General features: G+C 56.2%; 10 protein-coding genes, 2 tRNA genes and 3 rRNA genes. 12 read left to right on the top strand and 3 right to left on the bottom strand.

The genetic code is table 11. The features are described 5' to 3' along the window. Window positions 1-37: 37 nt before the first annotated feature. The 10 genes from msrP (at window position 38) to ACA043_RS24910 (ending at window position 11,143) form a co-directional block, all read left to right on the top strand. The gene (gene msrP, locus ACA043_RS24955) at window positions 38-1,051 is read left to right on the top strand and encodes a protein-methionine-sulfoxide reductase catalytic subunit MsrP (protein ID WP_497658107.1); all 1,014 of its coding nucleotides are present in this window, start codon (window positions 38-40) and stop codon (window positions 1,049-1,051) included. Next, the gene (msrQ, locus tag ACA043_RS24950) at window positions 1,051-1,674 is read left to right on the top strand and encodes a protein-methionine-sulfoxide reductase heme-binding subunit MsrQ (protein WP_401272190.1); all 624 of its coding nucleotides are present in this window, start codon (window positions 1,051-1,053) and stop codon (window positions 1,672-1,674) included. Before msrP ends, msrQ begins: the two co-directional genes overlap by 1 nt. 541 nt (window positions 1,675-2,215) lie before the next feature. Further along, window positions 2,216-3,752, top strand: a 16S ribosomal RNA gene (locus ACA043_RS24945). An 82-nt stretch (window positions 3,753-3,834) separates the two neighbouring features. Next, window positions 3,835-3,911 (top strand) — tRNA-Ile (locus tag ACA043_RS24940). A gap of 31 nt (window positions 3,912-3,942) precedes the next feature. Next, a tRNA-Ala gene (locus ACA043_RS24935) sits at window positions 3,943-4,018 on the top strand. 250 nt (window positions 4,019-4,268) lie between these two features. Further along, window positions 4,269-7,162 (top strand): 23S ribosomal RNA (locus ACA043_RS24930). A 151-nt stretch (window positions 7,163-7,313) separates the two neighbouring features. Then, window positions 7,314-7,429 (top strand): 5S ribosomal RNA (gene rrf, locus ACA043_RS24925). Together the 16S, 23S and 5S rRNA genes with 2 tRNA genes alongside form the textbook arrangement of a ribosomal RNA operon. A 148-nt stretch (window positions 7,430-7,577) precedes the next feature. Further along, window positions 7,578-8,237, top strand: coding sequence for a paraquat-inducible protein A (locus ACA043_RS24920; protein WP_401271400.1), 660 nt, complete (start codon window positions 7,578-7,580; stop codon window positions 8,235-8,237). Next, window positions 8,224-8,847: a paraquat-inducible protein A gene (locus ACA043_RS24915; protein ID WP_187681336.1), complete on the top strand. Its 624-nt coding sequence runs from the start codon at window positions 8,224-8,226 to the stop codon at window positions 8,845-8,847. The genes ACA043_RS24920 and ACA043_RS24915 overlap by 14 nt, the downstream gene beginning before the upstream one ends. Beyond that, window positions 8,840-11,143: a PqiB family protein gene (locus ACA043_RS24910; RefSeq protein WP_497658106.1), complete on the top strand. Its 2,304-nt coding sequence runs from the start codon at window positions 8,840-8,842 to the stop codon at window positions 11,141-11,143. Before ACA043_RS24915 ends, ACA043_RS24910 begins: the two co-directional genes overlap by 8 nt. Before the next feature lie 116 nt (window positions 11,144-11,259). Here ACA043_RS24910 and mksF read toward each other — a convergent pair whose 3' ends face one another. The 3 genes from mksF to mksB are packed head-to-tail and all read right to left on the bottom strand — an operon-like array spanning window position 11,260 to window position 16,065. Beyond that, the gene (mksF, locus tag ACA043_RS24905; RefSeq protein ID WP_497658105.1) at window positions 11,260-14,100 is read right to left on the bottom strand and encodes an Mks condensin complex protein MksF; all 2,841 of its coding nucleotides are present in this window, start codon (window positions 14,098-14,100) and stop codon (window positions 11,260-11,262) included. After that, window positions 14,097-14,798, bottom strand: coding sequence for an Mks condensin complex protein MksE (gene mksE, locus ACA043_RS24900; RefSeq protein WP_187681333.1), 702 nt, complete (start codon window positions 14,796-14,798; stop codon window positions 14,097-14,099). The genes mksF and mksE overlap by 4 nt, the downstream gene beginning before the upstream one ends. After that, a complete protein-coding gene (gene mksB / locus ACA043_RS24895; RefSeq protein WP_187681332.1) occupies window positions 14,788-16,065 on the bottom strand; it encodes an Mks condensin complex protein MksB in 1,278 nt (425 codons plus the stop codon). Before mksB ends, mksE begins: the two co-directional genes overlap by 11 nt. Before the next feature lie 220 nt (window positions 16,066-16,285). On the opposite strand from mksB, the gene ACA043_RS24890 reads away from it, so the two are divergent. Continuing rightward, complete coding sequence (locus ACA043_RS24890) at window positions 16,286-17,035, top strand: energy transducer TonB (protein WP_497659678.1); 750 nt, start codon at window positions 16,286-16,288, stop codon at window positions 17,033-17,035. Continuing rightward, on the top strand, window positions 17,028-17,480 hold the full coding sequence (gene rimI, locus ACA043_RS24885; protein ID WP_187681331.1) for a ribosomal protein S18-alanine N-acetyltransferase: 453 nt from the start codon (window positions 17,028-17,030) through the stop codon (window positions 17,478-17,480). Before ACA043_RS24890 ends, rimI begins: the two co-directional genes overlap by 8 nt. Window positions 17,481-17,599 lie beyond the last annotated feature (119 nt).

The raw sequence follows: 17,599 nt of genomic DNA, 5'->3' as shown, positions 1-17,599 counted from the left end.
TATGGGTACATCTGTCCTCCAAAGCTGCGGAGTTGTCATGTTGATCAAAATCCCCAAAGCATCTGACTGCCATGAGTCGGATGTCACGTCTGAATCGATTTATCTCTCTCGTCGCCAATTGCTTGGAGCCACTGCCGCCGGTATCGCCGTCAGCAGCTTGCCGCGCTGGGCAAGTGCAGACGAAGCCGCTCGATATGCTGATGTCGAGGCGGGTAAAGCGCCAGCCTGGTTTACCGAGAAGCTTCCCTCTACTAAGTGGGGAGCGGTCAACGTCAAGGATGAGGCGATCACCCCTTATAAAGACGCGACTCACTACAACAACTTCTATGAGTTCGGTACTGACAAAGGTGACCCGGCGGCGAATGCCGGGGCGCTGAAAGCCGAACCCTGGAGTGTTGTGGTAGACGGGGAGGTGGGTAAGCCAGGGCGTTATGCGCTGGAAGACTTCATGAAGCCGTATCAGCTGGAAGAGCGCATCTATCGCCTGCGCTGTGTTGAAGCCTGGTCGATGGTTATTCCGTGGATCGGTTTTCCTATCTCGGCGCTGCTCAAGCAGGTCGAGCCTACCTCCAATGCCAAGTACATCCGTTTCGAAACGCTGCAGGATCCCAAGAGCATGCCCGGACAGCGCTCTGGTTTTGCCCTGATCGACTGGCCTTATGTAGAAGGCTTGCGTCTGGATGAGGCGATGAATCCATTGGCGATTCTGGCTGTGGGCATGTATGGCCGGGAATTGCCGAATCAGAATGGCGCACCGCTGCGTTTGGTTGTGCCTTGGAAGTATGGGTTCAAGAGCGTCAAATCCATCGTGCGGATCAGTTTGGTCAGCGAGCAGCCGAAGACGACATGGCAGAGTATTGCGGCGGATGAGTACGGGTTTTATGCGAACGTGAATCCTACAGTCGACCATCCGCGCTGGACGCAAGCACGGGAGCGCCGGTTGCCGAACAGCCTGTTCAAGCCGAATGTGCGCGATACCCAGATGTTCAACGGCTACTCGGATGAAGTTGCTTCTTTATATACAGGGCTCGATCTGCGGAAGAATTACTGATGCGATATCCGGTCTGGCGAGTGGGTGTTTTCATTGCAGCGGCGATCTGGCCTTTGCTGTGGTTCTATCAAGCCTTCGAGGATTTGCTTGGGCCGGATCCTGGCAAGGTCCTGGTTGATCGGCTCGGACTCGGGACGTTGGTGTTGTTGCTGATTACTTTGAGCATGACGCCTATGCAAAAATTGACCGGCTGGGCGGGGTGGATCGCAGTACGTCGGCAATTGGGGCTTTGGTGTTTTGCCTATGTGGTTCTACATCTATGTAGCTACATGGCATTTATTCTCGGGTTCGATTGGTCGCAGCTTGGCGTTGAGCTGCGTAAGCGGCCATACATTATTGTCGGTACGTTAGGTTTTCTCGGGTTGCTGGCGTTGGCGGCGACTTCCAATCGTTACAGTCAGCGCCGTCTAGGCGTGCGCTGGAAGAAGCTGCACCGTCTTGCCTATGTGATTCTGGGGCTGGGTTTGCTGCATATGCTTTGGATCGTGCGTGCGGATCTCCGGGAGTGGGCTATCTATGCCTTTATAGGTGCTCTGCTTCTTTTGCTGCGTGTGCCACCCGTTACTCGCCGAATCCCGCGTTTAATGGCTAAAAAACAGATTCTGCAAGAAAAGCGAAATTAGTGGTTGACGGCAGATTCTGGAAGTCTATAATTCGCCCCACTTCCGGCGCAGTCGAAACGGAAAACTCCTTGAGATTCAATGAGTTATACGGTTTTCGGTAGCGGGTTGCTTCAGTTCATCGAAGCCTGGAAGGAGTTGAAAGAGCGGTGATGTTTGGCTCTTTTAACGGTTCGATCTTCTCGGTCGAAAGCGGAGAAAAAGAGGTGTTGACAACAGCGAGTAACGCTGTAGAATTCGCCTCCCGCTAACGAGAGATCGGAAGCGCAAGTGGTTGAAGTTGTTGAAGAATTCTTCGAAAACTTCTGAAAATAATCACTTGACAGCAAATGAGGCTGCTGTAGAATGCGCGCCTCGGTTGAGACGAAAGATCTTAACCAACCGCTCTTTAACAACTGAATCAAGCAATTCGTGTGGGTGCTTGTGGAGTCAGACTGATAGTCAACAAGATTATCAGCATCACAAGTTACTCCGCGAGAAATCAAAGATGTAACCAACGATTGCTGAGCCAAGTTTAGGGTTTCTTAAAAACCCAAAGATGTTTGAACTGAAGAGTTTGATCATGGCTCAGATTGAACGCTGGCGGCAGGCCTAACACATGCAAGTCGAGCGGATGAGAGGAGCTTGCTCCTGGATTCAGCGGCGGACGGGTGAGTAATGCCTAGGAATCTGCCTGGTAGTGGGGGACAACGTTTCGAAAGGAACGCTAATACCGCATACGTCCTACGGGAGAAAGCAGGGGACCTTCGGGCCTTGCGCTATCAGATGAGCCTAGGTCGGATTAGCTAGTTGGTGAGGTAATGGCTCACCAAGGCGACGATCCGTAACTGGTCTGAGAGGATGATCAGTCACACTGGAACTGAGACACGGTCCAGACTCCTACGGGAGGCAGCAGTGGGGAATATTGGACAATGGGCGAAAGCCTGATCCAGCCATGCCGCGTGTGTGAAGAAGGTCTTCGGATTGTAAAGCACTTTAAGTTGGGAGGAAGGGCATTAACCTAATACGTTAGTGTTTTGACGTTACCGACAGAATAAGCACCGGCTAACTCTGTGCCAGCAGCCGCGGTAATACAGAGGGTGCAAGCGTTAATCGGAATTACTGGGCGTAAAGCGCGCGTAGGTGGTTTGTTAAGTTGGATGTGAAATCCCCGGGCTCAACCTGGGAACTGCATTCAAAACTGACAAGCTAGAGTATGGTAGAGGGTGGTGGAATTTCCTGTGTAGCGGTGAAATGCGTAGATATAGGAAGGAACACCAGTGGCGAAGGCGACCACCTGGACTGATACTGACACTGAGGTGCGAAAGCGTGGGGAGCAAACAGGATTAGATACCCTGGTAGTCCACGCCGTAAACGATGTCAACTAGCCGTTGGGAGCCTTGAGCTCTTAGTGGCGCAGCTAACGCATTAAGTTGACCGCCTGGGGAGTACGGCCGCAAGGTTAAAACTCAAATGAATTGACGGGGGCCCGCACAAGCGGTGGAGCATGTGGTTTAATTCGAAGCAACGCGAAGAACCTTACCAGGCCTTGACATCCAATGAACTTTCCAGAGATGGATTGGTGCCTTCGGGAACATTGAGACAGGTGCTGCATGGCTGTCGTCAGCTCGTGTCGTGAGATGTTGGGTTAAGTCCCGTAACGAGCGCAACCCTTGTCCTTAGTTACCAGCACGTAATGGTGGGCACTCTAAGGAGACTGCCGGTGACAAACCGGAGGAAGGTGGGGATGACGTCAAGTCATCATGGCCCTTACGGCCTGGGCTACACACGTGCTACAATGGTCGGTACAAAGGGTTGCCAAGCCGCGAGGTGGAGCTAATCCCATAAAACCGATCGTAGTCCGGATCGCAGTCTGCAACTCGACTGCGTGAAGTCGGAATCGCTAGTAATCGCGAATCAGAATGTCGCGGTGAATACGTTCCCGGGCCTTGTACACACCGCCCGTCACACCATGGGAGTGGGTTGCACCAGAAGTAGCTAGTCTAACCTTCGGGAGGACGGTTACCACGGTGTGATTCATGACTGGGGTGAAGTCGTAACAAGGTAGCCGTAGGGGAACCTGCGGCTGGATCACCTCCTTAATCGACGACATCAGCTGCTCCATAAGTTCCCACACGAATTGCTTGATTCATTGAAGAAGACGATAAGAAGCAGCCCGAAATTGGGTCTGTAGCTCAGTTGGTTAGAGCGCACCCCTGATAAGGGTGAGGTCGGCAGTTCGAATCTGCCCAGACCCACCAATTTTGTGTGGGAAACGCCTGTAGAGAATACGGGGCCATAGCTCAGCTGGGAGAGCGCCTGCCTTGCACGCAGGAGGTCAGCGGTTCGATCCCGCTTGGCTCCACCACTACTGCTTCTGAAGTTTTGAAAGCTTAGAAATGAGCATTCCATCAGTATGATGATGAATGTTGATTTCTAGTCTTTGATTAGATCGTTCTTTAAAAATTTGGGTATGTGATAGAAAGATAGACTGAACGTTACTTTCACTGGTAACGGATCAGGCTAAGGTAAAATTTGTGAGTTACTCTGAATTGAGTATTATCGAATTTTCGGCGAATGTCGTCTTCACAGTATAACCAGATTGCTTGGGGTTATATGGTCAAGTGAAGAAGCGCATACGGTGGATGCCTTGGCAGTCAGAGGCGATGAAAGACGTGGTAGCCTGCGAAAAGCTTCGGGGAGTCGGCAAACAGACTTTGATCCGGAGATGTCTGAATGGGGGAACCCAGCCATCATAAGATGGTTATCTTGTACTGAATACATAGGTGCAAGAGGCGAACCAGGGGAACTGAAACATCTAAGTACCCTGAGGAAAAGAAATCAACCGAGATTCCCTTAGTAGTGGCGAGCGAACGGGGACTAGCCCTTAAGTGGCTTTGAGATTAGCGGAACGCTCTGGAAAGTGCGGCCATAGTGGGTGATAGCCCTGTACGCGAAAATCTCTTAGTCATGAAATCGAGTAGGACGGAGCACGAGAAACTTTGTCTGAATATGGGGGGACCATCCTCCAAGGCTAAATACTACTGACTGACCGATAGTGAACTAGTACCGTGAGGGAAAGGCGAAAAGAACCCCGGAGAGGGGAGTGAAATAGATCCTGAAACCGTATGCGTACAAGCAGTGGGAGCCCACTTTGTTGGGTGACTGCGTACCTTTTGTATAATGGGTCAGCGACTTATTTTCAGTGGCGAGCTTAACCGAATAGGGGAGGCGTAGCGAAAGCGAGTCTTAATAGGGCGTCTAGTCGCTGGGAATAGACCCGAAACCGGGCGATCTATCCATGGGCAGGTTGAAGGTTGGGTAACACTAACTGGAGGACCGAACCGACTACCGTTGAAAAGTTAGCGGATGACCTGTGGATCGGAGTGAAAGGCTAATCAAGCTCGGAGATAGCTGGTTCTCCTCGAAAGCTATTTAGGTAGCGCCTCATGTATCACTGTAGGGGGTAGAGCACTGTTTCGGCTAGGGGGTCATCCCGACTTACCAAACCGATGCAAACTCCGAATACCTACAAGTGCCGAGCATGGGAGACACACGGCGGGTGCTAACGTCCGTCGTGAAAAGGGAAACAACCCAGACCGTCAGCTAAGGTCCCAAAGTTATGGTTAAGTGGGAAACGATGTGGGAAGGCTTAGACAGCTAGGAGGTTGGCTTAGAAGCAGCCACCCTTTAAAGAAAGCGTAATAGCTCACTAGTCGAGTCGGCCTGCGCGGAAGATGTAACGGGGCTCAAACCATACACCGAAGCTACGGGTATCATCTTAGGATGATGCGGTAGAGGAGCGTTCTGTAAGCCTGTGAAGGTGAGTTGAGAAGCTTGCTGGAGGTATCAGAAGTGCGAATGCTGACATGAGTAACGACAATGGGTGTGAAAAACACCCACGCCGAAAGACCAAGGTTTCCTGCGCAACGTTAATCGACGCAGGGTTAGTCGGTCCCTAAGGCGAGGCTGAAAAGCGTAGTCGATGGAAAACAGGTTAATATTCCTGTACTTCTGGTTATTGCGATGGAGGGACGGAGAAGGCTAGGCCAGCTTGGCGTTGGTTGTCCAAGTTTAAGGTGGTAGGCTGGAATCTTAGGTAAATCCGGGATTCTAAGGCCGAGAGCTGATGACGAGTCATCTTTTAGATGACGAAGTGGTTGATGCCATGCTTCCAAGAAAAGCTTCTAAGCTTCAGGTAACCAGGAACCGTACCCCAAACCGACACAGGTGGTTGGGTAGAGAATACCAAGGCGCTTGAGAGAACTCGGGTGAAGGAACTAGGCAAAATGGCACCGTAACTTCGGGAGAAGGTGCGCCGGTGAGGGTGAAGGACTTGCTCCGTAAGCTCATGCCGGTCGAAGATACCAGGCCGCTGCGACTGTTTATTAAAAACACAGCACTCTGCAAACACGAAAGTGGACGTATAGGGTGTGACGCCTGCCCGGTGCCGGAAGGTTAATTGATGGGGTTAGCTAACGCGAAGCTCTTGATCGAAGCCCCGGTAAACGGCGGCCGTAACTATAACGGTCCTAAGGTAGCGAAATTCCTTGTCGGGTAAGTTCCGACCTGCACGAATGGCGTAACGATGGCGGCGCTGTCTCCACCCGAGACTCAGTGAAATTGAAATCGCTGTGAAGATGCAGTGTATCCGCGGCTAGACGGAAAGACCCCGTGAACCTTTACTATAGCTTTGCACTGGACTTTGAATTTGCTTGTGTAGGATAGGTGGGAGGCTTTGAAGCGTGGACGCCAGTTCGCGTGGAGCCAACCTTGAAATACCACCCTGGCAACTTTGAGGTTCTAACTCAGGTCCGTTATCCGGATCGAGGACAGTGTATGGTGGGTAGTTTGACTGGGGCGGTCTCCTCCTAAAGAGTAACGGAGGAGTACGAAGGTGCGCTCAGACCGGTCGGAAATCGGTCGTAGAGTATAAAGGCAAAAGCGCGCTTGACTGCGAGACAGACACGTCGAGCAGGTACGAAAGTAGGTCTTAGTGATCCGGTGGTTCTGTATGGAAGGGCCATCGCTCAACGGATAAAAGGTACTCCGGGGATAACAGGCTGATACCGCCCAAGAGTTCATATCGACGGCGGTGTTTGGCACCTCGATGTCGGCTCATCACATCCTGGGGCTGAAGCCGGTCCCAAGGGTATGGCTGTTCGCCATTTAAAGTGGTACGCGAGCTGGGTTTAGAACGTCGTGAGACAGTTCGGTCCCTATCTGCCGTGGACGTTTGAGATTTGAGAGGGGCTGCTCCTAGTACGAGAGGACCGGAGTGGACGAACCTCTGGTGTTCCGGTTGTCACGCCAGTGGCATTGCCGGGTAGCTATGTTCGGGAAAGATAACCGCTGAAAGCATCTAAGCGGGAAACTTGCCTCAAGATGAGATCTCACTGGAACCTTGAGTTCCCTGAAGGGCCGTCGAAGACTACGACGTTGATAGGTTGGGTGTGTAAGCGCTGTGAGGCGTTGAGCTAACCAATACTAATTGCCCGTGAGGCTTGACCATATAACACCCAAGCAATTTGCGTCGAAAGGCCAAGTTGCGGTGTGTGAAGACGAAACGAACCGAAAGTTCGATGTTCACAAAACACCGAAAGCTGTCACATACCCAATTTGCTGAAGCGAGGCCAACAGGTCACGACTCAGTACCCGAATTTCTTGACGACCATAGAGCGTTGGAACCACCTGATCCCATCCCGAACTCAGCAGTGAAACGATGCATCGCCGATGGTAGTGTGGGGTTTCCCCATGTGAGAGTAGGTCATCGTCAAGATTAAATTCCGAGACCCCAATTGCGAAAGCAGTTGGGGTTTTGTTTTGCCCGTAGGAAAGTTTTTTGCTTAGCCTGCGAACAAATTTGCACAGTTATTTTCCAATCAGAACACTAGAATAGCCCCACCTTTTTCGGAGCCAGAGCCTTTATGTCAGAGTCGGTTGACGCCCCCGGGCTGTCAGATTTACCGCTGGAAGACTTGGTGGCCTGTCACGAGTGCGATTTGCTGATGCGCAAGCCAAAACTTGCCCACGGTGAGAAGGCCCTCTGTCCACGCTGCGGTTACGAGCTATACGCCCACCGCCATAACGTGGTGCAGCGTAGCCTTGCCTTGGTAATCGCGGCACTGCTGCTCTACGTACCAGCGAACTTTTTACCCATCATGGAGCTCAATCTACTCGGGCAATCGTCGCAGGACACTGTCTGGAGCGGTGTGGTCGGTTTGTTCAACACGGACATGCAAGGTGTATCGATCGTCGTATTCCTGTGCAGCATGGCCATACCGTTAATCAAATTGCTTTGCCAGTTGATCGTATTGCTAACAATCCGCTTCAACATCGGTCGCAGCTACGGTTTGTTGCTCTACCGCATTTACCATCACCTCAAAGATTGGGGAATGCTTGAGGTCTACCTCATGGGCGTACTGGTGGCGATCGTCAAACTGGCGGACATGGCGGCCATTACTGTCGGTTTCGGCCTGGTGTGTTTCATTGCGTTGTTGTTGGTACAGGTCTGGCTGGAAGTGGTGATGTCACCGCATCAGATCTGGCAGGCGTTATCTGGAGAGGATGCTCATGCGGGCGATTGATGCGGGCATTCTGATTTGTACCGAATGCCACGAATTGAACAGGCAGGAAGCGGACACCGATGAGCAAACCTGCACTCGATGCGGTGCATTGGTTCATGCTCGGCGTCCAAACAGTCTGGCCCGAACCTGGGCTCTGCTGATCACGGCGGCAATTATCTATATTCCGGCCAATGTGTTGCCGATCATGACTGTCAGTTCTTTGGGGCAAGGCGATCCGAGTACCATCATGTCCGGTGTGATCCAGTTAGTGCAGCACGGCATGATTCCAATTGCTGCCGTGGTGTTCATCGCCAGTATTCTGGTGCCGACTTTCAAACTGGTCGGGATCGCCCTGCTGCTGTTTTCGGTGCAACGACGTCAGCCGTTGTCGGCCCGTCAGCGCATCTGGATGTACCGCTTCATCGAGTTCATCGGTCGCTGGTCGATGCTCGATATTTTTGTGATCGCCATTCTGGTGGCGGTCGTCAATTTCGGCCGGCTTGCCAGTGTCGAAGCCAATCTTGGCGCCATCGCTTTCGCCACCGTGGTGATTCTGACGATGCTTGCCGCAGTAACTTTCGATCCCCGACTGATTTGGGATAACACGGAGTCGGACGACGACCATGACTGATTTGCCCGTAGCGAAAACCCGACCGGCCTCGAACTGGTCTGCCATTTGGGTACTGCCTCTGATTGCGCTGATCATCGGCGGTTGGCTCGGCTGGCGTGCCTATTCCGAAACCGGTATCGAGATCCAGGTTCGCTTCGAAAGCGGCGAAGGCATCCAGGCCAACAAGACCGAGGTCATGTACAAAGGCATGTCGGTCGGTAAGGTGAAGGCGCTCAAACTCGACGACGAAGGCAACTCCAAGGGAGTGATTGCCACGGTCGAGATGAACAAGGACGTCGGGCAGTACCTCAAGACAAGCACTCGCTTCTGGCTGGTCAAACCCAGCGTGACCTTGGCGGGTATTACCGGTCTGGAAACCCTGGTGTCCGGTAACTACGTGGCCATCAGCCCCGGCGAAGGCGAGCCTGCGCGCAAGTTCAAGGCGCTCGCCGAAGAGCCGCCGCTCTCCGACGCCAAACCCGGTCTGCACCTGACGATCAAGGCTGATCGCCTCGGTTCGCTGAATCGCGGGAGTCCGGTGTTCTACAAGCAGATCAAGGTTGGCCAGGTGAAAAGCTACCTGCTTTCGGAAGATCAAAGCACGGTCGAACTCAAAGTCTTTATCGAGCCGACCTACGCCAAACTCGTGCGCAAACACACGCGTTTCTGGAACGCCAGCGGCATCAGCATCGATGCCAATCTGTCCGGAGTAAAAGTGCGTAGCGAATCCTTGGCGAGCATTGTTGCCGGCGGTATCGCATTCGCAACGCCTGAGAACCGCAAGGACAGTCCTCCGACCGATCCAAGCCTGCCGTTCCGTCTCTATGAAGACTTCGATGCCGCCGCTGCCGGGATTCGGGTCAAGGTCAAACTCAGCGACTTCGAAGGCCTGCAGGCCGGCCGCACGCCGGTGATGTACAAAGGTATTCAGGTCGGCAACATGAAAGCGCTGAAAGTTGATCCGGATTTGAACAGCGCCACAGCCGAGCTCACCCTTGATCCATTGGCTGAGGACTATCTGGTCGATGGCACTCAGTTCTGGGTGGTCAAACCGTCGATTTCCCTCGCCGGTATCACCGGGTTGGAAGCGCTGGTGAAAGGTAACTACATCGCTGTACGCCCGGGCGACAAAGGTGCGGCACCGAAACGCGAATTCGAGGCCAGGCCAAAAGCGCCGCCGCTGGATCTGCGTTCGCCGGGCCTGCACCTGGTGTTGTTCACCGATGCCCTCGGCTCAATCGATGTGGGTAGCCCGATTCTGTACAAGCAGGTCAAGGTCGGTTCGGTGCAAAGCTACCAGTTCTCCAAGACCAAGAAGCAATTGGTCATCGGTGTGCACATCGATAAGGAATACGAAAACCTGGTCAATGCCTCGACCCGTTTCTGGAATGTCAGCGGTATCACACTGACCGGTGGTTTGACGGGCGGGATTCAAGTGAAGAGCGAGTCATTGCAGACGTTGATGGCCGGCGGTATCGCCTTCGAAACGCCGCAGGCCAAGGCTCCATTGCAGAAGCGCATCCCGCGTTTCCGTCTGTTCGCCAACCATGACGACGCCAATCAAAAGGGCGCCGTGGTGACGATCAAGGTTGATCGCGCCGACGGTTTGCGCAGCGGCACACCGGTTCGCTTCAAAGGCCTGGATGTCGGCAAGATCGACAGTGTCGACCTGACTGACGATCTGCAATCGGTCATCCTCACCGCGCGTATCACTGAAGTGCCGGAGAAGATTGCCCGGGTTGGCAGTCAGTTCTGGGTGGTCAAGCCGGAGTTGGGATTGATGAAGACATCGAACCTGGAAACCCTGGTGACCGGGCAATACGTCGAAGTGCAACCGGCGGCAAAAAACCTCGGCCCGCAGAAGAACTTCGTGGCACTGGCCAATGCGCCGGAAGTGGCTAAGCAAGAGGCAGGTTTGAGTCTGGTGTTGAGCGCGGCTCGCCGTGGCTCGCTGAAACCGGGTGTGCCGGTGACTTATCGTGAAATCACTGTGGGTAAGGTCACTGGTTATGAACTGGGTCAGACCGCCGACCGGGTGTTGGTACATATCCTGATCGAGCCGAAGTACGCGCCGTTGGTGCGCAGTGGCAGCCGGTTCTGGAATACCAGCGGTGTAGGCTTCGATATCGGTCTGTTCAATGGTTTGACGGTACGCACAGAGTCGCTTGAGACGGCGATCCAGGGTGGCATTGCCTTCGCTACACCGGATGGCGAGCGCATGGGTAATCCGGCGCGTCCTGAGCAGACGTTCCCGTTGTTCGACAAGTTTGAGGATGAGTGGCTGACTTGGGCGCCGAAGATTTCGCTGGGTAAGTAAGCTTGCGGCGACTGCTCGCGATAGGGCACTAAAAATCAGCACAAACCCCAAGCCATAAAAAAGGGCCGCGATCCAAACAGATCGCGGCCCTTTTTATTGCCTTCAGTTAATGCCGATCAAACCGCATCCATCTGCGGTTCATCCGCTTCAACATTCAGCGTCGCCTTCACCACATCATGGCGACGGATGTACTTCCAGTCCGCCTCGTCAATGTAGATCCCCGCCGGGCCGCTGCCACCTTCCAGGTCGATGGCGACACTGGCGCAGACCTGCGGCTTCACGCTCGCCAGAATCGGCACAAAGCCTAGTTGCAGGCTGGTTTCCAGCAATGCGGCCTGGTTCTTCTCGTCGATGTCCGCCGCCTCGTCGAGGTAGTACGGCAGGCGTACGCGACCGGCCAGATCGCGATCCATCAAGTGCAGCAACAAGTACATGTTGGTCAGCGCCTTGATGGTCATGGTGGTGCCGTTGGACGCCGCGCCGTCGATGTCGGTGTGAATCACCGGTTGACCGTTAACCTTGGTGATCTCGAACGCCAGTTCGAACAAGTCCTTGAGGCCGAGCTGGTTGTGGTTTGCCGCCACCAGCCGTGCCAGGTATTCCTTGGCTACTTCGTTCTTGTTGTCCTGCTCGGCGCTTTGGCTCAGATCGAACACTGACAGTGTTTCGCCTTCTTCGTACTGACCGGCGCTGTGGATGATCTGGTCGATGTGCTTGAGCGCTTCCTTGTTCGGCGCCAGCACAATGCGGAAGCTCTGCAGGTTGGAGACCTGACGCTTGTTGATCTCGCGGTTGAACAGCGCCAGTTGATGCTCGAGGCTGTCGTAGTCGCTGCGGATGTTACGCAAGGTCCGGGCGATGTCGGTGACCGCTGCACGACGGGCCTTGCCCAAGGTCAGGGCTTCGTCGGTACGGTGTGCATAGGCGTTGATCAGCAGTGACAGACGGCGCTCCATGTCGTCTTCGCTGTCGAACTTGGCCACGCCTTTGAGGCGCACTTGCGCATACAGCGCTTCGATCTGGCCATCGGCGCGCAGCAGGCCCTGCCAACTGTCCTGGTAGTCGTTGAGCAGCGGCAGCAAGTTGTCCATCGAATCGTCGACAGGGTCCATGAACGGCGTACCGAACGGCAGATCCGCCGGCAGCAGTTGACGGCGGCGCAGAGCGTCGTCGAGGGTGCGTTGCTTGGCTTCCATGTCCGCGATCTGCCGGCCGACCAGTTGCAGCTTGGCCGACAGTTGCTGGACGCGCTCGGTGAAGGCATCACTGGAGCGCTTCAGTTCATCCTGCGCGCCTTCCATTTGTGCCAGTTGTTCGAGCTTGTCGCCTTCTTCGGCGCTCAAGGTCTGGGTGCGACGGAAGTCTTCCAGGGCTTTCTGCGCATCCAGCACTTGCTGGTACAGCGCTTCGGTCTGGGTCTTGCTCGCGGCGCGGTCGGCGGCCACGGCTTGCTGGGTTTTCAGTTGCTTGAGCTCTTTTTCCAGACGCTCTTTCTGATCACGCAGCGCGGCGCGGTCGGCCAGCGCTTGCAGGGCCGGCGGCTCGATGTGCGAGATGTCGATCGACAGCCCCGGCACTTCGAAGCGTTCGCCCTTGAAGCCATCAAGGATCAATTCAACCGATTTGACCCACTCGCCATCCTCGTCGAGGGTGATGCCGTGTTCGCCCAGCGGCAGACTGAACAGTGCGCTGTTGAACAGACGCATCAAACGCTCGACGTCCTGTTGCGAGAACTCTTCACGCAGTCGCGCATAGCTGTTGTTGTCGGCGTGATCGAGTTGCTGCTTCACCGACTTCAGGCGTTTTTCCAGATCGCGCAGACGCTCTTCCAGATCTTCGGCGCTGAACTGACGGGATTGCGCCAGGGCGCCGGCCAGTTCGTCGTGGGCGTCTTTGGCCGCCAGCAGTTGCTGCTCCAGCACTTTGACGTCGTCGACCAGCGCGAAACGGTTTTTCAGTACCGACAGCTCGCCGAGCCAGCGCTGGATACCGGAGATTTCCCGCTCCAGACGCATCAGTTCCTGAGTGCCGCCACGCTGATTGTTTTGCAGAGCGTCCTGCTCGCCACGGTAGTGGTCGGCCTGAATGGTCAGCTCTTCTTTGCGCGCACTGGCGTAGTCCGACCAGGTGCCAAGCAACGAGTCGAGCAACGGCGACAGGCGATGCAATTTGCCGCGCAGCACGTCGCGTTGTTTCACGCCGTTGGCCAAGGCTTCAACCAATGGGCCAGCGGCAACCAGCGAGTTGTAGTCCTGTTCCATACGACGTACGTCGCGGAACGCTTCTTCGCACGCGGCGATGTAGTCGACGCTTCCGGAACGCAGGCTGTGTTCGAAGGCATCGAGGAACAGCTGCTTGAGTTTGGCCGCAGTGATTTCGCGCATGTGCAGCAGGTTGATGAACAGCGCGCGGAAGGTCTTCAGGCTCTGCTCGCTGGTGGAACGCAGCGGGATCAGGGTCAGATCCAGCGGGATCGATGTGTGACCGCCGACCAGCAAACGACGCAGTTCGTCAGGTTTGAGCTCGTAGGCTTTCAGGCCTTCGCGCTCAAGGTTGCTGAACAGCTCTTTCTGACGCAGGCAGGTGTCGTTTTTCTGGTAATGAGCCAGATCGAGTTTGCCCGCGTAGGCGAAGAACTGGTGACCGAAACCGCCGCCCGGGCCGCGACCGACCACGCCGATCACGTGCGGGCCGTGGGGCAGGTTCACTTCAACCAGGATGTAGCTGGTGTCGGAAGCGAAGTAGAAACGCCGCGATTGTTCCAGGCTGTACTTGCCGAAACTCATGTCCGACATGCGCGCCAGAATCGGGAACTGCAAGGCGTTGATCGACGCCGATTTACCGAGGTTGTTCGCGCCGTAAACCGACAGTGGTTCTTCGAGCGGAAACAGGCCGAGGCTGTAACCGGCGGTGTTCAAAAGGGCAAAGCGGCGGATGCCGTAGCGTTCCTGGCTCATGCGTCGGACTCCTGTTCTTCGGCAATGGCGCGGGCCAGTGCGTCTTCTTCGCTTTCTTCATCAAATTCGGAAAGATCGAGCGGATCGTCGGTTTCGAGGAATTTCGCCTCGGCGGCTTCGTCGATCAGCACTGGCGCCGGCAGCGGCAGAACGCTGTGGACGCTGGCGGCCAGATCGCGGTCTTGCTGCACCGACAGGCACACGTCGAGGAAACGGTGCATCGGTGGCAGGAACCGGTAGACGCCGTTTTCTTCGCCAGCGAAACCCAGTTGAGTCATGCGGCGCATGATTTTTTCTTCCAGCTCTTCAACCGTCTGCACTTCGGCCTGAATAAACAGGTCGCGGTACTTCTCCAGCAACGACGGCAGTTCTTCGCGGCCGAGGCTGCCGCCGTCGAGCACGGCGATCGGGTCGCGGCCCTGGTCGGCCAGATGCTCGACGAGGATGAAGGTGAACAGCGCCAGACGCTGGGCAGTCTTGTTCACCGCCGCCGCGGCCATGTCCGGCACGAAGTAGTAGAAACCACGGGTGTCGCAGACCAGTTCAAAACCCAAGGCCTTGAACAGCGTGCGGTACTGATCCTGGAAGTTCGAAAGTTGTGTGTACAGCTCCGGGTCGCGGCGGCTGACGTGGTAGCCCTTGAACAGTTCGCGGAAGATCGGCGCCAGTTGGGACAGTTCGGAGAGATCAAGATGCATTGGGGATGCTCGCAGAATCCTCGGCGGCGGTGTCGCGGGCCGAGAGCAGGGCGAAGGAGCGCAGGCTGACCTGGTGCTCGTGAGTGTGGTATTCGCGGCGTTCCAGACGCTCGCGCTTGAAGCGTTTTTCCCGCGACAGGCGCGAGAACCAGTAGAGCAATTCGTCGGTGGCGCCGTCCGGTTCCTGCTCCAGCAGCCAGGTCATCAAGTCCGGCATCGGCAGGGATTCTTCGCAACGATCGACCATCTCGCGCACGGTGCGCGGCGCACGTGGGGCCTCGCCCTTGTGAGTCTTGTGCGCCTTGGGGAAGCGCGCCGGTTTCGGCTCGAATCGCGCCAAAGCGTAAACGTAGGCTTCAACTTGACTGGCGCTGCCGAGGAAGGTGCTTTGCGGCCGGGTGAACAGTGGCATCGCGGCTTGTGGCACGGCGTCGATGCCTTTGCGGCGGATCGCCGCCAGGGCCAGCGCGGCGCCACGGGTCACGGCGTTGTGCCGACGGGCTTCTTCACGCAGCGGCAGCAGGAGTTCGCGGGCGTGACGCAAGGTCAGTTGGGCGCTGGTCTGCATTTCGAGGATGCGCGCGTGGGTGCGCAGCAGCATGTCGTCATCGACCAGATGGCCGAGGCGCTGCTGTTCGCTGAGCATCTTCAGCAGCACGGTTTCGACCTTGCGCACGCCTTGTTCGAAGGCGCCGTCGGCGTTCACCAGATCGATCATCGGCTCGACGTATTCGTCCCAGGTCGCCAACACTTCGGCGTAACGCTGACGCAACGGAATCTGCCGGTCGCTGGTCTTGGCGCGTTCAGCCACGGCCACCAGCGCCTGTTCGTCGTTGTCGAGCTTCTTCAATACGTCGCGCACGCGCATATCGAGAAGACGCAACTGACGGGCGAGGTCGTTGCCGTCGCGGATGTCGAACGCGTCCTGGATGTAACCGGCCAGACGTTCGAGGTGGCGCAGATAGGCTTCGATTTCCAGGCACAGGCCCAGACGGTGCTCACGGCGCAGGTAGGCGAGGAAGTCGTGGATCTGCGCGTTCAGCTCGAAACGGTTCGGGCTTTTCGCCACGGGCACCAGGATATCGAGGCGAATCCACACGTCGAGCAGGCTGGTGATGTCCTGCGGCGTGCTGTCCAGTTGTTGGGCGGCCAGTTGCGTGCGCAGTTCGTTGAGGCTCAAGGTGCCTTGGTCGAAGTGCTCGCACAGTGGCTCCAGAAGTGCCCAGTGTTCAGCGAGGGCGCGCAAGACGCGCTTGGGTTCGATCATCGGAATGGCCGGCTGGTTGGCGATTAAAAGCCGCGATTGTACTGCATCACGAAGGATGCGATTCACTCTCGGGACGGGCTGTCGCTTTTGTTTAGGTCAAGACTATCGATCAACAGCGGGCGATCTTTAGCGAAGGGCGGTAGAATCAGCGCACTTTCAGTTATCCACAAGTGGCCGACCCTTGCTTATCGAGTCCCGCCGCCGCGCCTATTTGAACGCCATGCAGGTGGTCAATTGGCTGCCGCGCACCGAATTGCCCTTCGCCGCCCCGTCGCGGCCCGAGCTGCTGGACATGCCCGAGCCTGAGGTTGAGGTGCCGGTGGTGCTGGCTCCGCAGGCCGAAGCTCCGGTGCAAGCGGCTGGAGCGCGTCCGGTCGAGCGGGCGAAGATCGAAGTGCCGCGCCCCTCGCTGGCGAGCACCCGCACCGGCGCCAAACCGGTGGAAGAAGTCGACGACACACCGGTGGTCGCCAAACCAGCCCCTGTGCCGCCACCGCGTTTCGCCCTGCAATTGCTGCGTGCCGGGCGTTGTCTGCTGCTGGTGGAGTTACCCACAGGCGAACCCTTCCAGAGTCGCGACCCCGCTTATCTGCTGCTCAAAGACATGCTGCGCGCCGCCGGTCTGCCGGATGCGCCGCAGATCGTTGGTGAACCAGTGCGTTGGCCGTGGCTCAATCGCGGCACGATGGATCAAGGCCCGGACGCGGCGCGCGACTTTGTGCAGGGTTTCCTTTCTGTGCAGATGGAAGCCGCGCCTTGTGCCTGCCTGTGGCTGATCGGCCTGCCGGCAGTGCGTTTTGCCGGTGAGGCGGACGCCGAAGCGTTCAATCGTGAATTGCAGATCGAAGGCCTGGGCTCGGCCTGGGCCCTCCCGGGTCTGGAATTATTAATGGAAGAGCCGCAGCGCAAAGCCGCTGTGTGGCAAGCCATGCGTCGGCTGATGGCGCGCTGGAAAGAATCGAATGAGTGAAGCTGTATCGTTCCGCCCGATGACCGAGGCGGATCTGGACACCGTGCTGAAGATTGAATACGCGGCGTACAGCCATCCATGGACCCGCGGAATTTTTCTCGACGGCTTGGGCAAGTACCAGATCTGGCTGATGTTCGAAGGTCAGCAGCAAGTCGGCCACGGCGTGGTGCAGATCATTCTTGATGAGGCGCATCTGCTCAATATCACGGTGAAACCGGAGAATCAGGGGCGTGGGCTGGGGCTGACGTTGCTGGAGCATTTGATGTCGCGGGCCTATGCCGCCGAGGCTCGCGAGTGTTTTCTCGAAGTGCGCGACAGCAATACCGCGGCGTTCAAGTTGTATGAGCGTTATGGCTTCAACGAGATTGGCCGGCGTCGGGATTACTATCCGGCGGTGGGTGGGCGTGAAGATGCGGTGGTCATGGCCTGCACCCTGGTTGATTAATCCTTAAAAGCATCGCGGGCAAGCCCGCTCCCACAGGTTTTAGTGTCGTATTCATAATTTGAGTACGATTCAGATCCCTGTGGGAGCGGGCTTGCCCGCGAAGGCGTCCTTTCAGGCAA

The organism is Pseudomonas sp. LBUM1648 (assembly GCF_059716145.1).
This window is presented reverse-complemented; position numbering and strand designations above follow the sequence as displayed.

Bases quoted from the DNA above. Each gene is read 5' to 3' on its own strand.
- msrP (WP_497658107.1), top strand. From the start codon at position 38: ATGTTGATCAAAATCCCCAAAGCATCTGACTGCCATGAGTCGGATGTC.
- msrQ (WP_401272190.1), top strand. From the start codon at position 1,051: ATGCGATATCCGGTCTGGCGAGTGGGTGTTTTCATTGCAGCGGCGATC.
- ACA043_RS24920 (WP_401271400.1), top strand. From the start codon at position 7,578: ATGTCAGAGTCGGTTGACGCCCCCGGGCTGTCAGATTTACCGCTGGAA.
- ACA043_RS24915 (WP_187681336.1), top strand. From the start codon at position 8,224: ATGCGGGCGATTGATGCGGGCATTCTGATTTGTACCGAATGCCACGAA.
- ACA043_RS24910 (WP_497658106.1), top strand. From the start codon at position 8,840: ATGACTGATTTGCCCGTAGCGAAAACCCGACCGGCCTCGAACTGGTCT.
- mksF (WP_497658105.1), bottom strand. From the start codon at position 14,100: ATGAGCCAGGAACGCTACGGCATCCGCCGCTTTGCCCTTTTGAACACC.
- mksE (WP_187681333.1), bottom strand. From the start codon at position 14,798: ATGCATCTTGATCTCTCCGAACTGTCCCAACTGGCGCCGATCTTCCGC.
- mksB (WP_187681332.1), bottom strand. From the start codon at position 16,065: ATGATCGAACCCAAGCGCGTCTTGCGCGCCCTCGCTGAACACTGGGCA.
- ACA043_RS24890 (WP_497659678.1), top strand. From the start codon at position 16,286: ATGCAGGTGGTCAATTGGCTGCCGCGCACCGAATTGCCCTTCGCCGCC.
- rimI (WP_187681331.1), top strand. From the start codon at position 17,028: ATGAGTGAAGCTGTATCGTTCCGCCCGATGACCGAGGCGGATCTGGAC.